Origin of the sequence: Sphingomonas brevis (assembly GCF_023516505.1) — a bacterium.
In the GTDB taxonomy this organism is placed as follows: Bacteria; Pseudomonadota; Alphaproteobacteria; order Sphingomonadales; family Sphingomonadaceae; genus Sphingomicrobium; species Sphingomicrobium breve.
In genome coordinates this window covers 1,139,658-1,158,346 of record NZ_JAMGBB010000001.1, presented here as the reverse complement: position 1 = coordinate 1,158,346, position 18,689 = coordinate 1,139,658, and the positions used below count along the sequence as shown (strand labels likewise).

Annotated in this window: 21 protein-coding genes; 10 read left to right on the top strand and 11 right to left on the bottom strand. The window is 60.8% G+C overall.

Annotation, left to right across the window (positions count from 1 at the left end):
• Positions 1 to 30 precede the first annotated feature (30 nt).
• Positions 31 to 744 (top strand): Crp/Fnr family transcriptional regulator, encoded by a 714-nt coding sequence (locus LZ518_RS06025; RefSeq protein WP_249915110.1) that lies wholly within the window; start codon positions 31 to 33, stop codon positions 742 to 744.
• Between the two features lie 14 nt (positions 745 to 758).
• Here LZ518_RS06025 and LZ518_RS06020 read toward each other — a convergent pair whose 3' ends face one another.
• Entirely contained in the window at positions 759 to 1,988 is a 1,230-nt protein-coding gene (locus LZ518_RS06020; RefSeq protein ID WP_249915109.1) for an alginate export family protein, read from the bottom strand.
• Positions 1,989 to 2,127: 139 nt separating this feature from the next.
• On the opposite strand from LZ518_RS06020, the gene LZ518_RS06015 reads away from it, so the two are divergent.
• Together LZ518_RS06015 and mobA are read left to right on the top strand one after the other, a co-directional pair.
• On the top strand, positions 2,128 to 2,868 hold the full coding sequence (locus LZ518_RS06015; protein ID WP_249915108.1) for a sulfite exporter TauE/SafE family protein: 741 nt from the start codon (positions 2,128 to 2,130) through the stop codon (positions 2,866 to 2,868).
• A complete protein-coding gene (mobA, locus tag LZ518_RS06010; protein WP_249915107.1) occupies positions 2,865 to 3,458 on the top strand; it encodes a molybdenum cofactor guanylyltransferase in 594 nt (197 codons plus the stop codon). Before LZ518_RS06015 ends, mobA begins: the two co-directional genes overlap by 4 nt.
• On the opposite strand, the gene LZ518_RS06005 is transcribed toward mobA, so the two are convergent.
• Genes LZ518_RS06005 through LZ518_RS05985 form a run of 5 tightly spaced genes read right to left on the bottom strand, consistent with a single transcriptional unit; the run spans position 3,455 to position 6,354 of the window.
• On the bottom strand, positions 3,455 to 4,642 hold the full coding sequence (locus LZ518_RS06005) for a molybdopterin molybdotransferase MoeA (protein WP_249915106.1): 1,188 nt from the start codon (positions 4,640 to 4,642) through the stop codon (positions 3,455 to 3,457). The genes mobA and LZ518_RS06005 overlap by 4 nt on opposite strands.
• On the bottom strand, positions 4,639 to 5,115 hold the full coding sequence (gene moaC / locus LZ518_RS06000) for a cyclic pyranopterin monophosphate synthase MoaC (RefSeq protein ID WP_249915105.1): 477 nt from the start codon (positions 5,113 to 5,115) through the stop codon (positions 4,639 to 4,641). The genes LZ518_RS06005 and moaC overlap by 4 nt, the downstream gene beginning before the upstream one ends.
• The gene (gene moaB, locus LZ518_RS05995) at positions 5,112 to 5,648 is read right to left on the bottom strand and encodes a molybdenum cofactor biosynthesis protein B (RefSeq protein ID WP_249915104.1); all 537 of its coding nucleotides are present in this window, start codon (positions 5,646 to 5,648) and stop codon (positions 5,112 to 5,114) included. Before moaB ends, moaC begins: the two co-directional genes overlap by 4 nt.
• Positions 5,649 to 6,110 (bottom strand): molybdenum cofactor biosynthesis protein MoaE, encoded by a 462-nt coding sequence (locus LZ518_RS05990; RefSeq protein ID WP_249915103.1) that lies wholly within the window; start codon positions 6,108 to 6,110, stop codon positions 5,649 to 5,651. It abuts the gene before it with no gap.
• A gap of 1 nt (position 6,111) precedes the next feature.
• Entirely contained in the window at positions 6,112 to 6,354 is a 243-nt protein-coding gene (locus tag LZ518_RS05985) for a MoaD/ThiS family protein (RefSeq protein ID WP_249915102.1), read from the bottom strand.
• A gap of 96 nt (positions 6,355 to 6,450) precedes the next feature.
• Between LZ518_RS05985 and hemN the strand changes: the two genes are divergently transcribed.
• Entirely contained in the window at positions 6,451 to 7,776 is a 1,326-nt protein-coding gene (hemN, locus tag LZ518_RS05980; RefSeq protein ID WP_249915101.1) for an oxygen-independent coproporphyrinogen III oxidase, read from the top strand.
• A gap of 160 nt (positions 7,777 to 7,936) precedes the next feature.
• Here the strand turns inward: hemN and LZ518_RS05975 are convergent, their stop codons facing one another.
• Both LZ518_RS05975 and LZ518_RS05970 read right to left on the bottom strand, forming a co-directional pair.
• The gene (locus LZ518_RS05975) at positions 7,937 to 8,452 is read right to left on the bottom strand and encodes a DUF1993 domain-containing protein (protein WP_249915100.1); all 516 of its coding nucleotides are present in this window, start codon (positions 8,450 to 8,452) and stop codon (positions 7,937 to 7,939) included.
• 474 nt (positions 8,453 to 8,926) lie between these two features.
• A complete protein-coding gene (locus LZ518_RS05970) occupies positions 8,927 to 10,717 on the bottom strand; it encodes a M3 family metallopeptidase (protein WP_249915099.1) in 1,791 nt (596 codons plus the stop codon).
• A gap of 610 nt (positions 10,718 to 11,327) precedes the next feature.
• Here LZ518_RS05970 and LZ518_RS05965 point away from each other — a divergent pair.
• Entirely contained in the window at positions 11,328 to 11,717 is a 390-nt protein-coding gene (locus LZ518_RS05965; RefSeq protein WP_249915098.1) for a hypothetical protein, read from the top strand.
• A gap of 145 nt (positions 11,718 to 11,862) precedes the next feature.
• On the opposite strand, the gene LZ518_RS05960 is transcribed toward LZ518_RS05965, so the two are convergent.
• Positions 11,863 to 13,878, bottom strand: coding sequence for a M28 family peptidase (locus LZ518_RS05960; RefSeq protein ID WP_249915097.1), 2,016 nt, complete (start codon positions 13,876 to 13,878; stop codon positions 11,863 to 11,865).
• Between the two features lie 192 nt (positions 13,879 to 14,070).
• Between LZ518_RS05960 and LZ518_RS05955 the strand changes: the two genes are divergently transcribed.
• From LZ518_RS05955 to LZ518_RS05940, 4 genes are all read left to right on the top strand, one after another.
• Complete coding sequence (locus LZ518_RS05955) at positions 14,071 to 14,277, top strand: hypothetical protein (protein ID WP_249915096.1); 207 nt, start codon at positions 14,071 to 14,073, stop codon at positions 14,275 to 14,277.
• A 55-nt stretch (positions 14,278 to 14,332) separates the two neighbouring features.
• Positions 14,333 to 14,785, top strand: coding sequence for a hypothetical protein (locus LZ518_RS05950; RefSeq protein ID WP_249915095.1), 453 nt, complete (start codon positions 14,333 to 14,335; stop codon positions 14,783 to 14,785).
• Between the two features lie 51 nt (positions 14,786 to 14,836).
• Complete coding sequence (locus LZ518_RS05945) at positions 14,837 to 15,046, top strand: hypothetical protein (RefSeq protein WP_249915094.1); 210 nt, start codon at positions 14,837 to 14,839, stop codon at positions 15,044 to 15,046.
• A 107-nt stretch (positions 15,047 to 15,153) separates the two neighbouring features.
• On the top strand, positions 15,154 to 15,738 hold the full coding sequence (locus LZ518_RS05940; RefSeq protein WP_249915093.1) for a hypothetical protein: 585 nt from the start codon (positions 15,154 to 15,156) through the stop codon (positions 15,736 to 15,738).
• A 329-nt stretch (positions 15,739 to 16,067) separates the two neighbouring features.
• Here the strand turns inward: LZ518_RS05940 and LZ518_RS05935 are convergent, their stop codons facing one another.
• Complete coding sequence (locus LZ518_RS05935; protein ID WP_249915092.1) at positions 16,068 to 16,757, bottom strand: hypothetical protein; 690 nt, start codon at positions 16,755 to 16,757, stop codon at positions 16,068 to 16,070.
• Positions 16,758 to 17,215: 458 nt separating this feature from the next.
• Between LZ518_RS05935 and LZ518_RS05930 the strand changes: the two genes are divergently transcribed.
• A complete protein-coding gene (locus tag LZ518_RS05930; RefSeq protein ID WP_249915091.1) occupies positions 17,216 to 17,671 on the top strand; it encodes a hypothetical protein in 456 nt (151 codons plus the stop codon).
• A gap of 33 nt (positions 17,672 to 17,704) precedes the next feature.
• On the opposite strand, the gene LZ518_RS05925 is transcribed toward LZ518_RS05930, so the two are convergent.
• The gene (locus tag LZ518_RS05925; RefSeq protein WP_249915090.1) at positions 17,705 to 18,286 is read right to left on the bottom strand and encodes a hypothetical protein; all 582 of its coding nucleotides are present in this window, start codon (positions 18,284 to 18,286) and stop codon (positions 17,705 to 17,707) included.
• Positions 18,287 to 18,689: the final 403 nt, after the last annotated feature.

Below are 18,689 nucleotides of genomic sequence, written 5' to 3'. Positions count from 1 at the left end.
CGTTGATTGCCGTACCAAGCCAAGGGGCCATTGACCGAATTGCCAAAGGGTCATCCGTGCGAGGATTGCCCCGTTCGGCCCATCACCATTTGCCGCCGGCTGGATGCAGTGACTCTCGCCAATTTGCGGGCCCTGGGAACCATGCAGCGGCTGGAACCGGGGCAGCCGATCTTCCATGAGGGGGACCCGGTCCGCCGGGTCTTCATGCTCGCCAGCGGTTCGCTGAAAATCTACACATTGCTGGCCGACGGCCGACGCCAGATCACCGGCTTCATGTTCCCCGGCGACTTCCTGGGGATCTCGATCGACGACGAATATGCCTTCACTGCCGAGGCGCTGGTGCGGAGCGAACTGTGGTGGTTCACGCGGGACGCGTTCGACCGGTTTGTGGAAGACAATCCCAAGGTCGAGCGAGAACTGTATCGGCTCGCTGCGCATGAACTGGCGGCAGCCCAGTCGCAGATGGTGCTGCTGGGGCGGAAGACCGCCGCTGAGCGGCTCGCCAGCTTCTTCCTGTCGCTAATTGCCAGGCAAGAACTTGTCGTCGGCGAGAAGCAGGCCGAGTTCGACCTGCCGATGAGCCGGCTCGATATCGCCGATTATCTTGGTTTGACCAAGGAGACGGTTAGCCGGATGCTGGCCGAATTGCGCAACCGCAAGTTTATCCGGTTGATGAGCCAGGACCGGGTCCAAATCATCGACCGGGCCGGTCTCCAGGAGATGGCGGCAGGTTTCGGCGAGTAGGGGTTGGGACGGGGTTAGAAGACCCACTCCGCCTGCAGCCAGATTTTGCGGGTGTCGATGCCGAAGTCTTTCGCACCATAATCGGCAAATTTGGCGAGGACGCCGACGCGGCCCAGCTTGAACCCCAGCGACGCGTCCCATTCGCTGCCATATTCGATATTGCCGACATCGCTGTCGAACTGATGGAAGGCGACGGTCGCATTGAGGCCGGGCAGCGCCTTCACCTTCTCGAACTTGCGGCTGAGCGAGACATAGGCGTCCTCCAGCCCGGTGGGGGGCGTGGTCAGGAACAGGTCGGCCCAGCCGTTGAACTTGTGCAGGGTGGCCATCGGCGTCTGCAGGCCGCGCCCCTGATCGCTGCCGAGCTTTTCCCATCCGCCAGCGAGCCCGAAACCGGCCAGGGTCGTGCCCGCATCAAACGACCAATAATCGGCGGCGTAGTCGAACGGATTTTCGGCATAGTCGGACTGGCGCGCATAGCTTGCCCGGAGCGAGACTTTCGTCTTGGCGGCGATCGGGACGATCGTGCTCAGCGTAAGGCCGTAGGTCTGGCTGCTATTGGCGAGGAAGAAGTCCTCGTCATAGTCGAGCAGGTAGGCGAACAGCTTGCCCTGAACCGGTCCGAGCTTGGACGACAGGCCGGCGAAGATGAAATGGCCGTCGAGGGCAGTGCGCGGCCCGCCATCGGTGCCGAAAATCGTCCGCTGCTTGATGGCATAAGTCAGGTCGGCTGCGACCGGGCCGACGCTGGCCTCGCCCCGGATCGCGTCGAACGTCTGTTCATTCTGGCGCCAGCCGACCGAGCCGACCCAGCGCTGGTCGTCGAGGTTGATCCGCTGCCGGCCAAGGGTAGCTATGGTCTTGTCGGCCTTGTACTGGAGCTGGAGCCGGTTGAGCTCGATGTTCATCGGGTCGGCAATCACCGAATGATCGGGACGCCACTGCTCCTCGCCCGGGAGCGCGAAGGGAAAGGCGTTATAGTTGTCGACGAGGGCGGCGGTGCCTTCCGCTTCGGCCAGCAGCGAGAAATGGCCATAGGCAGCCTCCGCGCCGGCCCTCAGTCGAAAGGTCAGCGCGTCGGCGTCCAGATTGGGCTGATCGACATTTTCAAAGCGGATGCGCGCGTCGAGCAGCGGCTTGACCTGCAGCCCGTCGTCGTTTCCCGTGTCGGCGGCCAGCGCGGTTCCCCCGCAGACCGTGAAAAGGAAAGCGCCAAGCACAGCTTTTGTCAGATCGAGAGCCACGATATTTGTCTTTCGTTGTATCGACATTGCCGCTTGGCGCCGCTCCCGTTTAGCCCGCGAATCCGTGGCGCGGATGATTTGCGTCAAATCTGCTCGCCGCTACTAAGTCCAAAGCCGCCACAAGGGGGAGCCCGGCGATATGGACCATTCGACCATCGTGATGATTGCCTTGTTGATGGCCCTGGCGGCGGCGTTGTACTCGACCGTCGGCCATGGCGGCGCATCGGCCTATCTGGCGATTATGGCGCTTTTCTCGGTTGCGCCGGACACGATGCGGCCGACGGCATTGGCTCTGAACCTGGTCGTCGCGGGCCTTGGCAGCTGGCGCTACTGGCGCGCGGGACAAACCAACCTGAAACTGCTGTTGATGTTCGCGGCGACCGCGGTCCCGGCGGCCTTCATCGGGGGCGGCATCAAGGTGCCGCCGGATATCTACCGGCCGCTGGTCGGCGCGCTGTTGTGGGCGGCGGCACTGCGCCTGTTCTGGCACCCGTCGTTGCTGGCCGGGCGCGAGCCGCGACCGGTTTCCGCGGCGGTCGCGTTGCCGGTCGGGGCCCTGATCGGCTTGCTGGCCGGGCTGACTGGAACCGGCGGCGGCATTTTCCTCAGCCCGCTGATCATCCTGTTCGGCTGGGAGGATGCGCGGAAGACTTCCGGGGTAGTCGCGGGCTTCATCCTGCTGAACTCCATTGCCGGGCTCGCAGGCAATGTCACCTCGATGCAGGCCCTGCCAGCGGAATTGCCAATCCTGGTCGCCGCAGTGGCGGTGGGCGGGATTGTCGGCACCTGGCTGGGGGCGGGGCGGCTGCCGAAGCCGAGGCTGCTCCAAGGGTTGGGGCTGGTGCTGGTCATCGCCGGCGCCAAGCTGATCTTTGCATGACGACGGGCTGCGATCTGGCGGTCGCGGTGCTCGCTGGCGGCATGGGAAGCCGGCTCGGCGGCGGCAAGCCGCTAATCGTGCTCGGCGGCAAGCCACTCGTCGAGCGGGCGTTCGAACGCGGGCGGAGCTGGTCGAATTGCATGGTCGTCTCGCTTCGATCCGCCGATCAGGCCGGACCGATTGCGCTGCCATGGATCGCCGATGCGCCCGGCATCGAGGGGCCGCTCGCCGGCCTGGCATCGGCGCTCGAATGGGCGAGCCAGCAGGGTGCGAATGACGTGTTGACCATTCCCTGCGACATGCCGTTCCTGCCCGAGGACCTGCCCCAGCGTCTCCGGTCCGGCATCGGCGAGCTGGGCGCCGCGATCGCTGCTAGCGGCGGCAGTCTGCACCCGGTGTGCGGGCTCTGGCGGACCGCCGCACTGGCCGAGATTCCGGACTACTGCGCGTTGGGAAAACGTTCGCTCCAGGGGTTTGCCCGGCACATTGGCTTTGCCGAGGTCGAATGGCCCGTGACCCCTCGCGATCCCTTCTTCAATATCAACAGCCCGGCCGACCTGGCCGCCGCCGAAGCACTGCTCGGCGCCTAGAAGTCGAGCGCGGCGACGATATCGCCGTCTACCGCCGCAATTGCGCCAGCGCGGCGGCGCAGCAGCAGGTCGGCATCGACCAGCATTTTCTGGGCGCTTGAATCCTGGCTCGACACCGGCTCGACCCCGTCCGGGAACTCCCGCGCCCGCACAAACGTCTCACGGTCGCCGCACGCGGGCAGCGGTGCGAGCAGGGTGGCCTTCCGCCAGCGGAGCGCCGACTGCGGGTCGAGGCCGGACAGGCCGGCAACCAACGGCGCCAGCAGCAGCCTGGCTGTCACCAGCGCCGAAGTCGGATTGCCCGGCAGGCCCATCACCAACTTGCCCTTGGCCCGGCCGAGCCAGACCGGCTTGCCGGGCTTGATCGCTACCTTGGAAAATAGGAGTTCGAGCCCCTGGCGTTCGAACATGGCTTTGGCGAAATCCTTTTCGCCGACCGACGCGCCGCCGGTCACCACGACCAGGTCGGCCTTGTCGAGGGCCTGGGCCGCGGCCCTCTCCATTGCCTTGAGATCGTCGGGCAGGCGAAGCCGGTCCCGGATCGAGGCACCCCATACCTCTGCAAGCGCGGCCACGCCGAAGGAGACGCTTTCAGGGATGGCGCCCGTCGTATCTGCCGCGCTTCCCGGTGTCGCCAATTCATCGCCGGTGCCGAGGATCAGTAGGTTCGGACGGCGCCACACTTTAACCTCGGCCAGGTCGGCGCCCGCGGCCGCAACCAGCTGGCGATAGCCGAGGCGCGCTCCGGACCCGACGAGCACAGCGCCCTTCCGAAAATCCGACCCCAGGCCGCGCACATGCTTCGCCGTGCCCAGGTTGTCGTCGATGACGGCGAAATCACCCTCGCGCCGTACGATCTCCTGGATGACTACCCGATCGGCGTGCGGGGGAACCGGAGCGCCGGTAAATATCCGGACGCAACTCCCCGGCGATACGCCGCCTGTAAAGCCTGAACCGGCAAAGGATTCGCCGATGACGCGAAGCTGCGCGGGCAAGCGCAGGAGGTCCTCCTCGCGGACCGCATAACCATCCATCGCGGACACGTCGGAAGGGGGTGAATCGACGCGGGCGACAACCGGCTCTGCCAGCACCCGGCGGTGAGCTTCGCCGATTGGAACAGATTCGCTGCCGAGCGGCTTTGCAATATCGCCAACGACGGCCGCTGCCTGGTCGAAATAGATCACGCCGCCGTCCAGCTTCCAGATCGGCCGCCCGATTTTTCGATGACGCGGATGCCATCAATCGCCATTGTTCGATCGACCGCCTTCAGCATGTCGAACAAGGTCAGGCAGGCGACTGACACCGCGGTCAGCGCCTCCATCTCGACGCCGGTCTGGCCGACCGTACGCACCTCCGAACTGACCCGGAAGCCGGGGAGGCTCTCGTCGAGCTCGATCGCCACGTCGACCTTGGTCAGTGCCAGCGGATGACAGAGCGGCACCAGCTCGGCGGTTTTCTTGGCGGCCATGACGCCGGCCAACTCGGCCGTCTGCACCACCGACCCCTTGGGCGTCTTCCCGGCTCGCACTAGGTCGAGCGTCGCTGCCGCACAACGCAGTTGTCCCTCGGCCCGAGCTGTGCGGGCGGTCGTGTCCTTGTCGCTGACGTCGACCATTCGCGCCCGCCCGCCATCGTCGAGATGGGTCAGGCGGCTCATGCGCACAGGCTCCGAAGGCGAGGGATCTGTCCTGCCAGCGAGCATGGGCGGTAACGGCTGTCCAGTTCGAGGGCGAGGACCCTGTCCCAGCCGTCGCGGCAGGCGCCGGTCGAGCCGGGCAGGCAGAAAATGAACGTGTCCTCGATCTGTCCGGCAAAAGCGCGCGACTGGAGGGTGGAAACGCCTACGGTTTCCAGGCTGGCGTGGTGGAAGACAACGGAAAATCCGTCCATCTCCCTCCGGAACAGCGGCTTCACCGCTTCGGGCGTCACGTCCCGCGGTGTGAAGCCCGTGCCGCCAGTCGAGATGATGAGGTCGACGCCGTCGTTCCTGACCCAATCCGTGACCTGCGAGCGGATCGCGTCGACGTCGTCGGCGACGATGGCCTTGGCGGCAAGCTCGTGGCCCGCTTCCTGCAGCCGGCTCGCCAACAGGCCGCCCGACGTGTCACTCTCCTCGGTCCGCGTGTCCGAAACCGTCAGCACCGCAATCCGCAACGGGTGGAAGGACAGATTTTCGTCGATTCCCGCCATTCATTCGCTCCAACGCGCCCGGTCGTCGTGATCGCTGCTGGTTGGCTCAATCCAGCGAGAGCCGTCAACCGCGTCCTCGCGCTTCCAGAAGACGGCGTCGGTCTTCAACCGGTCCATCGCATATTCGGCGGCCTCGAACGCCGCGCGCCGATGAAGCGCCGCCGTAGCCACGAGTACAATCGCCTCGCCCGGCGCGATGTCGCCGCAGCGATGAACGACGCGGATCGCCGAAATATTGAACCGTCTGCCGGCGTCCTCGGCGATCTCCATCAGGGATGCCTCGGTCATTCGGGGATGATGTTCGAGGAAGAGGTTGGAGACCTTGCCGCCGCTGGCGGACTTCGACCGCGCCACGCCGACAAAGGTGACGACCGCGCCCTCATCCTCAAGGCTCGACTCGAACGCCGTGAATTCTGCGCTTGAATCGAGGCGATCGGGCGCCAGTCGGGTCGTGCAGCGCAACTCAACCTCCAGACAGGGGCGGGAAAAATTCCACCAGTTTGGCATCGGCCAGCATCCGGTCTTCGCCGACGATCGCATCGGCAATGCAGGCGCGCGATCGTTCCAGAAGATCGCCGGCGGCATCGGGGAACATTTTGGCAAGCTTGTTGCGCAACTCGGCGACGGTGGCCGTTCCCGGAGGCAGGGCGAGGTCGATTTCCCCGCCCAGCTTCTCGCCCAACTGACCGTAGAACCTGATCTTCAAGAGCAGTCCTCCTCCAGTCACGGCTAGCGAGCGGCAATGCGGTGCCGATGATCCATATCAATGTGCCGTCAGCGCCCCTCGCGCAAGGCTCGCGGCATGTGGCCCTATTACCCTGAACTGCTGACGACGCCCGTGCCGCGCTATACCAGCTATCCGACAGCGGCGGAGTTTCACGACAGTGTTGGCGAGGAGCAGCAGCGAGCAGGGTTGCAGGAGGTCACAGCCGAGGAACCGCTCTCCCTCTATATCCATATCCCCTACTGCCGGGAAATCTGCTGGTATTGCGGCTGCAACACAGGGGCGGCCAACCGCGCCCAGCGGCTGGGCAACTATCTCCAGCGCTTATCCCAGGAAATCGACCTGGTCGCCGAGGGGTTGGAAGGTCGCGGTCGAGTTACCCGGATCGCCTTTGGCGGCGGCAGTCCCAACACCATCGCGCCCGAGCAATTCGACGAGCTCGTCGGCCGGCTTCGGTCCGCCTTCTCGGTCACGTCCAACGCGATCCTGTCGGTCGAGATCGACCCGCGCGGGTTCGATGCCGGCTTCGCCGCCGCGCTGGCTAGGGCGGGAGTGTCGCGGGCCAGCCTTGGCGTTCAGACCTTCGACCCGCGCGTCCAGGCGGCAATTGGGCGGATCCAGCCGCCCGAAACGATCGAGCATGCAGTCGGATTGTTGCGCAGCTCAGGCGTCACGTCGCTCAATTTCGACCTGATGTACGGGTTGCCGCTGCAGAATGAGGCGGCGCTTCACGGAAGCCTTGCCTTGAGTCAGCAATTGGGTGCCGATCGCCTTGCCGTGTTCGGCTACGCGCATGTGCCGCACCTGATCCCGCGTCAGCGGCGCATTGACGCGACGGCGTTGCCCGGCGCGCCGGATCGGTTTCAACAGGCCGGCCAGGCGCATGAATGGCTCACCGGGCAAGGCTGGATTCCGGTTGGGTTCGACCATTTCGCTGGGGAACATGATCCGCTGGCCGCGGCGGCACGGGAAAAGCGCGTACGGCGCAACTTCCAGGGCTTCACCGACGATCCATGCGATACGCTGATCGGCCTCGGGGCATCCGCAATCAGCCGCTTTGCAGCATGCCTGGTCCAGAACGAGCGGAACAGCGGCCGTTACGGCATGAAAGTGGGAATGGCGCAGCTGGCGGGGGTGAGGGGCATTGCCACGCCTCCCAGGGAAGTGATGCGCTCCCACTTCATCGAGCACCTGCTCTGTCACGGCCGGGCGCACCTACATTATCTTCCCGACCGAATGAGAGTCCGCAAGGTCCTCCAGCCGTTCAAAGAACGTGGCCTGATAAGCTGGGACCATTGGGAACTCCGCCTTGGACCCGAAGCACTGCCCTATGCGCGCAGCATCGCGGCCGCGCTGGACCCGTGGCGGGTAGCGTCAAGCGTCCGGTTTTCAAGCGCGGTGTGACCGCGCCGGGAAACTGCGTCCCAGGATAGCTGACGCGCGCTGCACTGGTCCCCGCGCCTCGCCCGCGTGCTTTTTATGCCAGTTTTCACTCACCCTCTTCCCCTCTGCCGTAGGAGAGGAGAGCGATTCACTCACTTTGGCTCACCTGGACGTGTCTGGATTACCCTTCCTGCGTTGGTGGCCCGAGGTGCTGAAGGAAGTCCGGCTTTCCCAGAGACACCCCGGCACTGCGGAGGATCGCGTAGGCGGTCGTGACGTGAAAGAAGAAATTGGGGAGCGCAAATCCCGCGAGGTACTGCCCACCCAAGAAGCGATAACCCATCCCGTTCGGGAATTTGATTACGACCTCTCGATCTTCACTGCCGTCCAACGAACGTGCGTCGAAACTCCGCAGATACTCGATTGTGCGGTCGCAGCGCTCCATCAGCTCCGAGAAGCTTTTCTCGGTGTCGGGCATCGACGGACCTTCCGTGCCTGTGAGCCGCGCGAGCGCATTCTTCGCTGAATCGGAGGCCATCTGATACTGAGCGGGGAAGGGCCTCATGTCAGGCGCAAGCCGCGCGTCCATGAGCGCGACCTCATTGTTCTCTTCGGCAGCCTTGTTGAGCCAACCACGCATGTTCGTCAGCGAATTGACGAACACCGGCACGGAGGCATCGTAAATTCCAAAGCTCATATCCTACACCTCTTCTTTTCGGGGCATCGCGTCACGGGAGGCTTTGAGACGCTTGCATCACAGCATTCCTTATGTCCGCGCGCGATCGAAAGCGAACATTAGCGATGGGCGGCATCAGCCAGGCTCGCCGCGCTGGGCCCCGCGCCTCGCCCGCGTGCTTTTGGTGTCGGTTTTGATGCACCTTAAGCCCCTCTGTTCTACGAGAGGCGGAGCACTGACACATTTTGATGCACCTAGCCCCATTCCAAGGCTGCCGAAGTGCTCATTGTTGACGACTGATCCTGGCCGAAAGCGGACCGTCCGCTTTCGGGTGGCTGAGGTGCCATTCCTGCCGTTCGTTCAGAATTACGGCGGACTACTAAATCCGACCCACAGCGGACGTGACCTGCTGGTAGCAAGCTCCGTCAAATGTCGAAATGTATCCGACTTGATGTACAGCCGGTGCCCAGGCTCCGGCATTCGCTTGGATCTGGCCTAATTATCCTTCGCCATCCGCGCCCGATATGCATCCATGTTAACCGGTCGCCCGAGGAAATCGGCGATAAGCTCGGCGGCCGGCTTCGATCCCCCGGGCGCCAGCACCAGCCGTCGATAGCGCTCAGCCGTCGTCCGGTCTCTCAAGCCATTCTTCTCGAAAAGAGTGAACAGGTCGTCCGAGATCACCCGCGACCAGTTGTAGGTGTAGACGGCCGGACCATATCCGCCCAGATGGCTCAAGCTGGCCTCGAAGTGGGTTTCCTCGGGAAACTGGATGAGGTCGAACTGGCTGTGAAAGGTTCGGAATGCCTTGCTGAGATCTTCAGGCGCCGGGCCGAGGTAGTAGCGAAGCGAAGCATTGGATAAGCCCATCAGCCGCATGTCCGCCATGCCCATGTTGAAGTAGCGGGCACGGTTCATCTGGTCCACTAGCTCCTTGGGGATTGGTTTACCGTCGGCGTCGACTGCAAAGCGCCTCAGCGTGTCGTAATCATAGACCCAGTTTTCGAGCATTTGTGACGGGGCCTCGACGAAATCCCATTCCGTCGCAACTCCGCTGATCCCCGCCCAACGCTGATTTTGGCCGCCAAAAATATAATGGAGAAGATGGCCATATTCGTGAAGGAACGTTTCGACGTCGCCATGTTCCATGAGGCCGGTCTTATGGCCGCCGGCGGGCAGGTTCATTACCAGCGCGGCTATTGGCAGGCGATCGCCAACCCCAATCCGGAGGGGCACTGCATTCGCGTGCTCATATTTTCCCGGACGCGGGTGAGAATCGAGGATGAAGCGGCCGATGACCGTGCCGTTCTCGACAATCTCGTACGGCTCGACGAGCTTGTCCCAGGTTGCATAGTTCCAGGGACGGATCTGGACCCCGAACATGTCTTCCGTAAGCTTCAATATGCCGTCGCGAACATTGTCGTAGGCGAAGTATTTGCGCGCCTCCTGCCGGTCGAAGCCGTATTGCGCCTTTTGCACGCGCTGGGTCGCAAAGCTGTTCTGCCAAAGCGCGATCCTCGTGATGGAAGGATCCAGCTCGCGCAGGGAGGCAAGCTTTCTGGCATAGTCACGTTCGGCGGCTGGCCGCGCTGCAGCAGCCATTTGACCGATGAGATCGATGACTTTGTCCGGCGTGTTGATCATCCGATCTTCCAGCGTTAGCGCGGCGTAGTTTGACCGTCCGACCAGCCTGGCTAGTTCGTCACGCTTGTTGATCAGATCACGCAGGACCTTGTGGTTCTGTGGGTAAGCGCGATTATTGTAAGCGATCGCCAGCCGCTTCCTCAGATCATCGCTCCTGGCGTAACTCTGGACGGGGAAGTAATCCGGATACTCGGTCGTGATTTTGACAAGGCCGTCCGCGCCGGGTTTGTGTGCATCGATATAATCTTGTGGCAGGCCATCCAGCTCTTCCGGCTTCGCCGTCACGCTCCGCTGGTCCTTGGGGATATTGGACTCAAACAGCGAAGAAAGCGCAGACGCCTCGTCGGAGATGACTTGCATCTTCGCCCGGCCGGCTTCGTCCAGCGCAACTCCCGCTCGCTCAAACGCCTCGATCTGACGCTTCAGGTACCAGGCAGTTGCAGCATCGGAAGGTGTCGGAATGGCCTTCAGGCGGTCAAAGACGGCGCGAGACAGCCCAAGTTTGTTGAATTCGCTATACATCGCGACTTCGCACTTTTGTGCAGTGTCGCGGCTCTCGGCGCTGATCGCAACTTCCCGCCAGAAGGTAGATTCGGCGAGCGCCGCTCCAATCAACTCGTAGATCTGGTCAAAGGATTGCAATGAGGAGTCGACAGTCGCCGGTCCGGCCTGCTTCTCGAGCGCCTCTCTGGCCGTCGCGATGGTCTTCGCGAAGAGGTCGCAACGCTGTCTGATCTCAGCCGCGCTTGGCGATCCCGAAAGTATCGGTGGCGGCGGCGTCGCAAATGCCGCCGAAGTAAAAAGACAGGAGCCTGCAAGCAGAAGAGAGCAACATGGTCGCATGACAATCCCCCAGTACTTTTGAGGGGGACTTTATCCAAGTTGAGTTAAACCGCCAAATCGCACTCGGCGCAGCTGGCGTTTCTGGTTCCGATTGGCCTCTACTGGCTGAAAGGGGACCGTCCGCTCTCGGGTTGGCCAGGCGCAATCCCTGACGTTCGTTCAGAGTGACCGGAAATGGCTGCTTTCGACCCATTGCGGTCATTCGCCCTCCATGAAACTAATGCGGTCGGGGGTGCGACATGGACATAGCGACGCATGCGATCACGTTGATCTCGATCATCATAGGGCTTGGCCTGACGGAGATGTTTGGGAAGCTCTACCGATTGGTCCGCAACCGCAGGCGCGTCCGCTGGGATTTCCTTCCCCTCGCCTGGGTCGTGACACTGTTCCTACTGGTGCTTAATTTCTGGTGGTTCTTGTTCCTGCGCTGGACGCGTCGTCGCAGACGGGAACCGTCGCCGACTTCGGCCTCATCCTCCTGCCGTCGATCCTGCTTTTCGTCGCCACTGCAAGCGTATTACCCGACTTTTCGAGGGAGGAAGACTGGGACATGCGCCGCGATTATGACGAGCAGCGCAGGGTCATCATTCTGACCTTTGCGCTTTATCAGGTGAGCACCTTCGTGACGGCTGTGGTCGTTAGTCGCATGGAATGGGATCTCCTCTCACTAGTGCGGGTCGGGATCTTCGCATTGCTCGTCTCAATGCTGCTGACAAACAGCAGGCGATGGGATTGGACAGCTGTCATTACTATCATGACCATCCTGGTCGTACGCCTGACTACGCAGGTCATTCGCTAAGCGGCAGCTTTCCATCCTTCCCGGTCATAGCAACTGACGCTGCTTGGAAGCCTGGGGTGATGGCTCATTCTGGCCGATCGCAGACCGTCCCCTAACAGCAAGTTCCACTCAAAGCGGACATTGGGAGATCGGAACAGACCGTCGGTTAGCTAATATTGGCTGCCAGCCTCTCAAGAAGGCCGACATTTTCCAAGGTCGCGAGAAATTCGGCGACGTCCTCCACCGGAACAGGGGCAATCGTCGCGGACAGGAAATCACGAATGTCCCGGACGTTGCGGGTCCCGTCGACCAGGTTCAGCGCCTCATAGGCAAAACTTGCAGTGTCGCGGGGACCTTCACGGTCGAGCAGGGCGGGCCGTTTCAGACCTTTCATTTCGAGCCGGTCATCCAGCCACGAGTAGCCAAAGCCGCTCATCGGCCCCTTCGGATCGGCATTTCGCCGGTAGATCAATGCCGCAGAACCCGCCGCCGATTCCGCTGAAGAAATGGTCTCTCCGGCCATCGCGGCGCTATTTGCCGGTTGAAGCCCAAATCGTGATAGGGACTGCGCTTCGGCAATATCGATATTTCGAGAGTAGCGCTCGACGAGAACGGCGTCCGCAGGCGCCATGGCAGCCATCTTGCGAACTTCGGCAGCGTGGCGATCCAGCCGTTCTGCATGCATTGCCCGATCTAGCGCGGGGACGTTGCCCTGGCCGAGATTGGCAAGATACCATCCGGCGCTCGCGCCGATAAAAATTGCGCGCTTGAGTTTCGTCGGATCAAGATTTTCCGGGATATCTCGCTGGGTGTGGATGTAGCGGTCCGGCCAGTCGGCCAGGTAAATGACCGGTATCCGCCAGCTTCCTTCGGCCCAAACCGTGTGATCGCTTCCCTCGGAAAAGCCGCCGACCTCGGCCTGGAGGGGCCGCTTGCTTCCTTCAGGATCGAGGAAAGGCCAGTTAGCTACCCCGGTGTCAGCATAGGACAGTGTCTCTGCATTGACCCACTTTGCGATCGAGAACGCAACGTCGTCGACGAAGCTCGGCAGACTGGGTGGTGAGCCTTGGACCCGGAGGATCGATTTCACTTTCTCCGTGTCGCCGCCGATCATGTCGAGGTGGATCGTTGCAAGCGTGCGGCTGGCAAATTCCGGCCGTCCGTTGAGAAGCGCGATGGTGCATTCCACTTCGCACGGCCAGATGAATCGAATCGTTCGCTCGGGCTTGGGCAGCTTCCCTTCCGAAATCAGACGGTTCAGCAGCCGGGCGATTTCCAGTTCACCGGCACAGCCGCTGGCATTGTCATTGGCTCCGGGCGACGGATGATCGAGGTGGCACGAAAAGACGATCTCGCGCGAGCGATCCCGGCCCGGAATGACGGCGGTGGGAATGAGATAGGATCCCGGTGAACTTTCCGCCTCGACACGGGCGCGCAGCCGAACCTGCTCGCCGCGCCGGAGGCGTTCCTGCCACTGGTGCGCGCGCGCCGGAGAGACCATGAACGCGAACGCCGGGTCCTTCCATGTGTCGAGGTGTCCCCAGCGGATCAGGCTCTCATCTTCGCCCCACCAACCCTGTTTCTGGTTTTGCGCCCATGAGACAATTCCGGCGGCGCCATATTTATGCACCGCCAATGCCGCTGCCGTCTCGGGTTGGGCGGAGATGAGGACCAGCTTTCCGCGGACGTCCTTACCCGCATAATCCGCCTCGGCGGTGCCGGTGCCGACGTCTACCAGGTCGGCATTTGCGCTTCCGTCGATGCTGTCCTGGGCCAAGGTAATCGGCTGGTCATTCCACGAGGCTACTCGTTCTGCATCGGCCCAGGCGTTGCCGTCGCGCCGCTGCTCCCAAAGCTCGGCGAAGCTGGCGTTCCAGGCGGGCCGTGCGCGCTGCGTTCCGTAGTAAGTCTTTCCGTCGGCCGGCAGCGCAATAATCTCAACTTCTTCCAGGCCGTAGCTGAGGAGCCGGTCCCGGATCAGCTCGGCGGCCATTTTGTAACCTTGAGAGCCTCGCATCCGATGATGGACCGAAAGCGACTGAACCGTCCGCTTGGCGGCGGTGCCCGAAGCCTCGGACGAAATCATTGCAGCGGTTGGTTTGTCGATCAGCGGCGGCTGTTGCTGGGCAGCGGCCGAATCCGCAGTCATCCAGCCGATCAGCAGAAGCAGTCTACGTGGCATGCAGCGACACCTCCATTTCGCCGTGATGTTAGGGCGACCAAGAGTGCTGTGCCAGTGCCCCGCTGGCTACCCATTCCGGCCATAAGGTGATGGGGTGCGCTTAGCGGCTTGGAATGGCCGTTAGCGGACCGTCCGCTTATGGCAGCTTTCGACCCATTGCGGTCATTAGATAACTGACGATACGGTTGCTCGATGGAAACGCCTTGGCAGAAGCATCCGAACATTCCGGCTGGCACGGTTGGCTGGCGGATGGGCAGCGGCGAGGAATACTACAATGAGTTCTACCGCTGGTTCTCTGGTCTCTCTAGCGCCGACCAGGCCGCTTATTCTCTAGCTAACCCGCCGCCATCGGGATGGCACAAACTATACGAGACCATCATTGAACACCCTTGGCGCTAATGGCCGCTTTCCACCCATTGCTGCCATGGGGCATACCTCGTAGCCAGCGTCCAAGATGATGGATTTTCTTTGGCACCTTCGGGGGGCCGTGCCGCTCGATGGAAGAGTTTCGAACGAGATGGCGCTGGACCGCGTGGAAAACCTGCTTGAGCGGCAAATGAAGCCCGTGGTCGTGCGCGACTCAAACCACGTTATCTTTGAAGCACCACTGTGGGAAGACCTGCTTTCGTCCGGTCATCACGCAATGGTGATCTACGACCAAGGTCGCATTTGGATAGACCAGGGGTTGAGTGGCCGCACACTCAAATACGAACTCCGAAGCCTACACGCTTTCGTGTTTTGCCTGCTCGGGGCGGTCATGTTCTTTGTCTTCGGTTTGCTCGACGGCGGGTTGATTGGAGGCTTGAAACTCTCCGCATTAGCGTTCGGGTGGGTGTACGGAATGAACCTACTCTTGGCGTTGGTTCGCGTGCCATCGAAAATACGAACGGTTGCGCGCCCATCCTAATGACCGCTTTCCACCCATTGCGGTCGTTAGGCGGCCTGATAATCTAGTGGAATGAACAGGCTCAAAGACGCCCTTTTTGGCCCCCATCATATCGTGATTGGCCTAATCGCAGTTTGGTTTGGGATGGCCCTAATGGCAGGGGAGGCACTTGGCTTTTGGCAGCCCGATTATCGCAAAACGCTAATCGCCATAGCACTAGCGTATTGGGCTTTCGTGCTGAATGAACTCGGACTTTTTGGCCGCCGTCATAACGGCAAATAACCACCCATTCCGGCCATAGGCTTTTAGTCCGCTACAGACATGAGACTGAGCGCCGGATTGCCCCGCCGCTTTTGCCATGCAACATCGACTCCACGGGGGAGGCTGCCATGGGGGCGTTCGAGTTCTTTTTCTCGTTCTACGGGCTTTTGCTTGGCTTTTCAGTTGCAGAGGTGACAGGCGGACTTGCCGGCGCGCTCAACATGCGTCGTCGCGTGAAGCTTGGCTGGCTCACACCACTTTTGTCTCTGTTCATCATGGTCGACATTATGGGCTTCTGGCTTTTCGCCTGGGCCAGTCGAGCTGGCATCACGATTAGTTGGGCGATGATGACTGGCGGCCTCGTCGTCGCTGTTACTTACTATCTGGCCGCGTCGCTCGTCTATCCGAAGGATTGGGACGAGTGGACAAGCCTGGACGAACATTATTGGGCACAAAAGCGGCTGGTGATTGCAGGTGTTGGCCTCGCCAACATCGCCGTTCTGGTGTTCACCCTCATCAGCTTTCCTCCACAGTCTGGCGATTGGGCTTTCGTCGCTTACCAAGGCGTATATTGGGTTCCGCTTCTGGGCTTGTTTATCAGCAGGAAGGCAAAGCTCGACATTGTTTTGCTGGGACTGCTTGTTGCCCAATATCTTGCCGCCGCGCTTAACATCGTTCAGAGCTCTCAGTGGGGGGCGTCGACCGGCATTTGATCCTTCAAACTATGTCTGATTTCCACCCATTCCGGCCATTAGAGCGGATGCCCGGTGCTACACTAATCGGAGAGTAAGCCAGAGGCAGGTTCCGATCACGGCAGCAGTGATAAGGAGGACAACTAACGTCGCAAAAGGCGATCCAAACCTCTCTTGTAGCGGATCGTAAATCCACTCAACCAAACACTGGAAAAATGCTTCCGCGCCCAATTTTATTATCTCCGGGCCATCTTCCTAGTGGTTGCCCCTCCGCCCACAGATTGGCTGACAATGTTTCTGGTATCAATGACCGCTTTGGGTGGAAAGACGACATTAGCGGGCACGACCTTCTACAAATAAGGTTCGCAGGCCGCCTCTCTAATCTGCGGAATGATAGGATTGGCAGTCTTCAGCAGGTTTGCATCCGGTACCAGGCCCAACTCGCGCGCCTGACGGCTCATCGTTGTGTTCCATGCCGGTAGCCTTTGGCTCATCCCGATAAGTCCATTGGCAGCGAGGAGAAGCTTGCGAGCATCGCCCCCGCTTAATGCCGTTGCTTCTTCATATTCGGCGATCGCCGTCCACATCTCGCCTTCTTCCGATGTCCGGCTGTCGAAGCCTCGCATGCCGGAATAGAGGCCTGCATAATTGAGCCTGTCCTTCAGGGGGATTCGCGATGCAATGTCACCTTCGATCAGGTCCCAGACCTCTGTGCGAATTGCGAAGCCGGGGGGCGCTACCAACGGGTGCTTCAACTTGATCGGCTTGTTGGTTTGAAGACTCTTGCCCCACTTCAGCAGTTCTTCGGCCCGTGCGATAATGCAGTCGTTTTGATCCAGTCGGTAGCGGAACGCTGCAAAGTCACGCGAGAGTTCGGCATCCAACGCCTGTCGGGTTTGCCGCACCTCGCTTTTCCAATGGAGGCTTTGCACGAACTCCTGGGCGCCGAGTGCGATGACGACGCCGAGCGTAACTATCGCCAGCTCCCATCCCACCGCGTTCCAGCCGTGCGGCGGTCTCAATTTCAATAGGCGAAACATAATGCCCCCTCGCAAAATGCTGCGGCATGATTGCAAGGGTTCGCTTTCGTCCGCAATGGATGGAAAACGGTCATTGGCTGCTTACGCCTGTGAACGCCTCTTCCAAGCCGCATAAGCCGCACGAACCGGCCAAGACAGAAAGCCGAAGGCGTGAACGGCCACCGTCATGATGGCCAGAAGAAGCACAAGTATCATTGGCCATAGGATGCAGAGGCTGAGCCACAACGGCTGTGTCGGGAGGGCTATGAGTCCCAGCCAATCCACGAAGCCAATCAACACCCAGAGATAGAAAACCAAGCCGACCCATTTAGGTAGCCGGTCGATTGTATCGCCGAAGACTTGGAATGGCATCCTCACGCTGCACATTTAGCTTGTGGGTGTGCTTATTCAAATGTCTGCAATGGGGTGGAAAGCGGTCATTAGCAAAGTCTTTCCGGGTTCCGCCGTAAGCGGCTTCGATGTCGGTCGAAGGGCAAAAATTTGACTACCCTGGCGAGGACGCAAAGCCAGAGGAAGTCTTGCGGCTAGCAGGCCAGTATCTTCTGGCGGCCAACGCGCTATTGCCGCTTCGCCAACGCGGCAATCCGCTATCGCTTGCACCCTTTCGACAGCTTGCCATCCACGCCATTGAACTGCATCTCAATGCCCTCTTACTCGCGAGGGGGTACCAATCGACGACGGTTCGCGGAATGCAGCATAATCTCGCTGCCCGTACCGACATTGCCATCGCGCTCGGTCTGGATTTGCGGAAGCGAACCGCACAACATCTTCGCAGTCTAAGCGAGACACGCGAGTATCTCGTCTCACGCTACGACCCCGGATTGTCGGTGACTTCCGAGATCAATCGGCTCTCCGCAACACTCAACGAAGTAGCGAGTAAGGTCTCTGCGGTGATCCGCCGACAGGCCGGTTGATTGCTAATGACCGCAATGGGTGGAAAGTGGCCATCAGCCTTTTATCGAAAACCCAAATTCAGCTGGCGCAATGTTCATTTGGCTAAGCACGTTTTTCACAAGTTTCCTAACGACAGGAACATTCGCGCTTGTGCATCCGTGCTGAAGCTCGAACACACCGAAGCGCTGCTCTTTATCCCAATAGGCGATGGTGAACTCGGCGGCGCCATCGCATATGTACTGGCATCCGGTCGGAAGAGAGCCTGCCATGTCGGCAGTTAGATGCTGCGGTCGCAGGCGGGCCAATTTGGATCGGACGTCCGCAGCAGTAGCATTTGTCAGCCGAAATTTCCTCAATGCTTGAGTTTCAACCTTCCTTTGCTCCCGAATTGGGTACCTCCGTGCTCGACTGACGAGGACAGTATTGTCAGGCCTAAGTTCGACGAGCAGATTCTCATCAATGCCCGTATCGTCGTGATACTGAGAAAGATCGATCTGCACTGTTTCCTGGCGCAGGCGTTCCGATGTTGGTGTGAGATATGTTCCTACGAGGCTGTTGCGCTGCTCAGGGTCTGGCTGATCGCAACTCGAACCAAGCAACGACAGCACGAGAAAAAATCTTACATGGGTCCTCATCACTACAACGATGCGCCCAGCTCTCAATGACCGCAATGGGTCGAAATCGGTCATAAGCCAGCAAAGTGAACCAACGGCCGCTTTAGGGACGCTGCGCAGCCCAGACGAACGGCCGAGAAGGGCGCAATTCGGTCGCTCATTCGGACTCAGCGCGACATGTCACGCCGCACTCGGGGCCTCGTGATGTCGGCTAGGGCGAAGTTACAACAAGACCCTGTTGCGCTCGCCGATTTTCATGTCACCTGAGTCAACCCTCACGATGGAGGGTTTCCGATGGCAAATCGCGGTTCGAAGCGGCAGGCAAGATGCGCCAGTCCTGCCAGGGATGCGGCCAATGACGATGCCTGCGCGGCTGTTCCCGGCAAAGCCGAGCTGCCCCGGTCTGGTTCACCGGCCAACGATA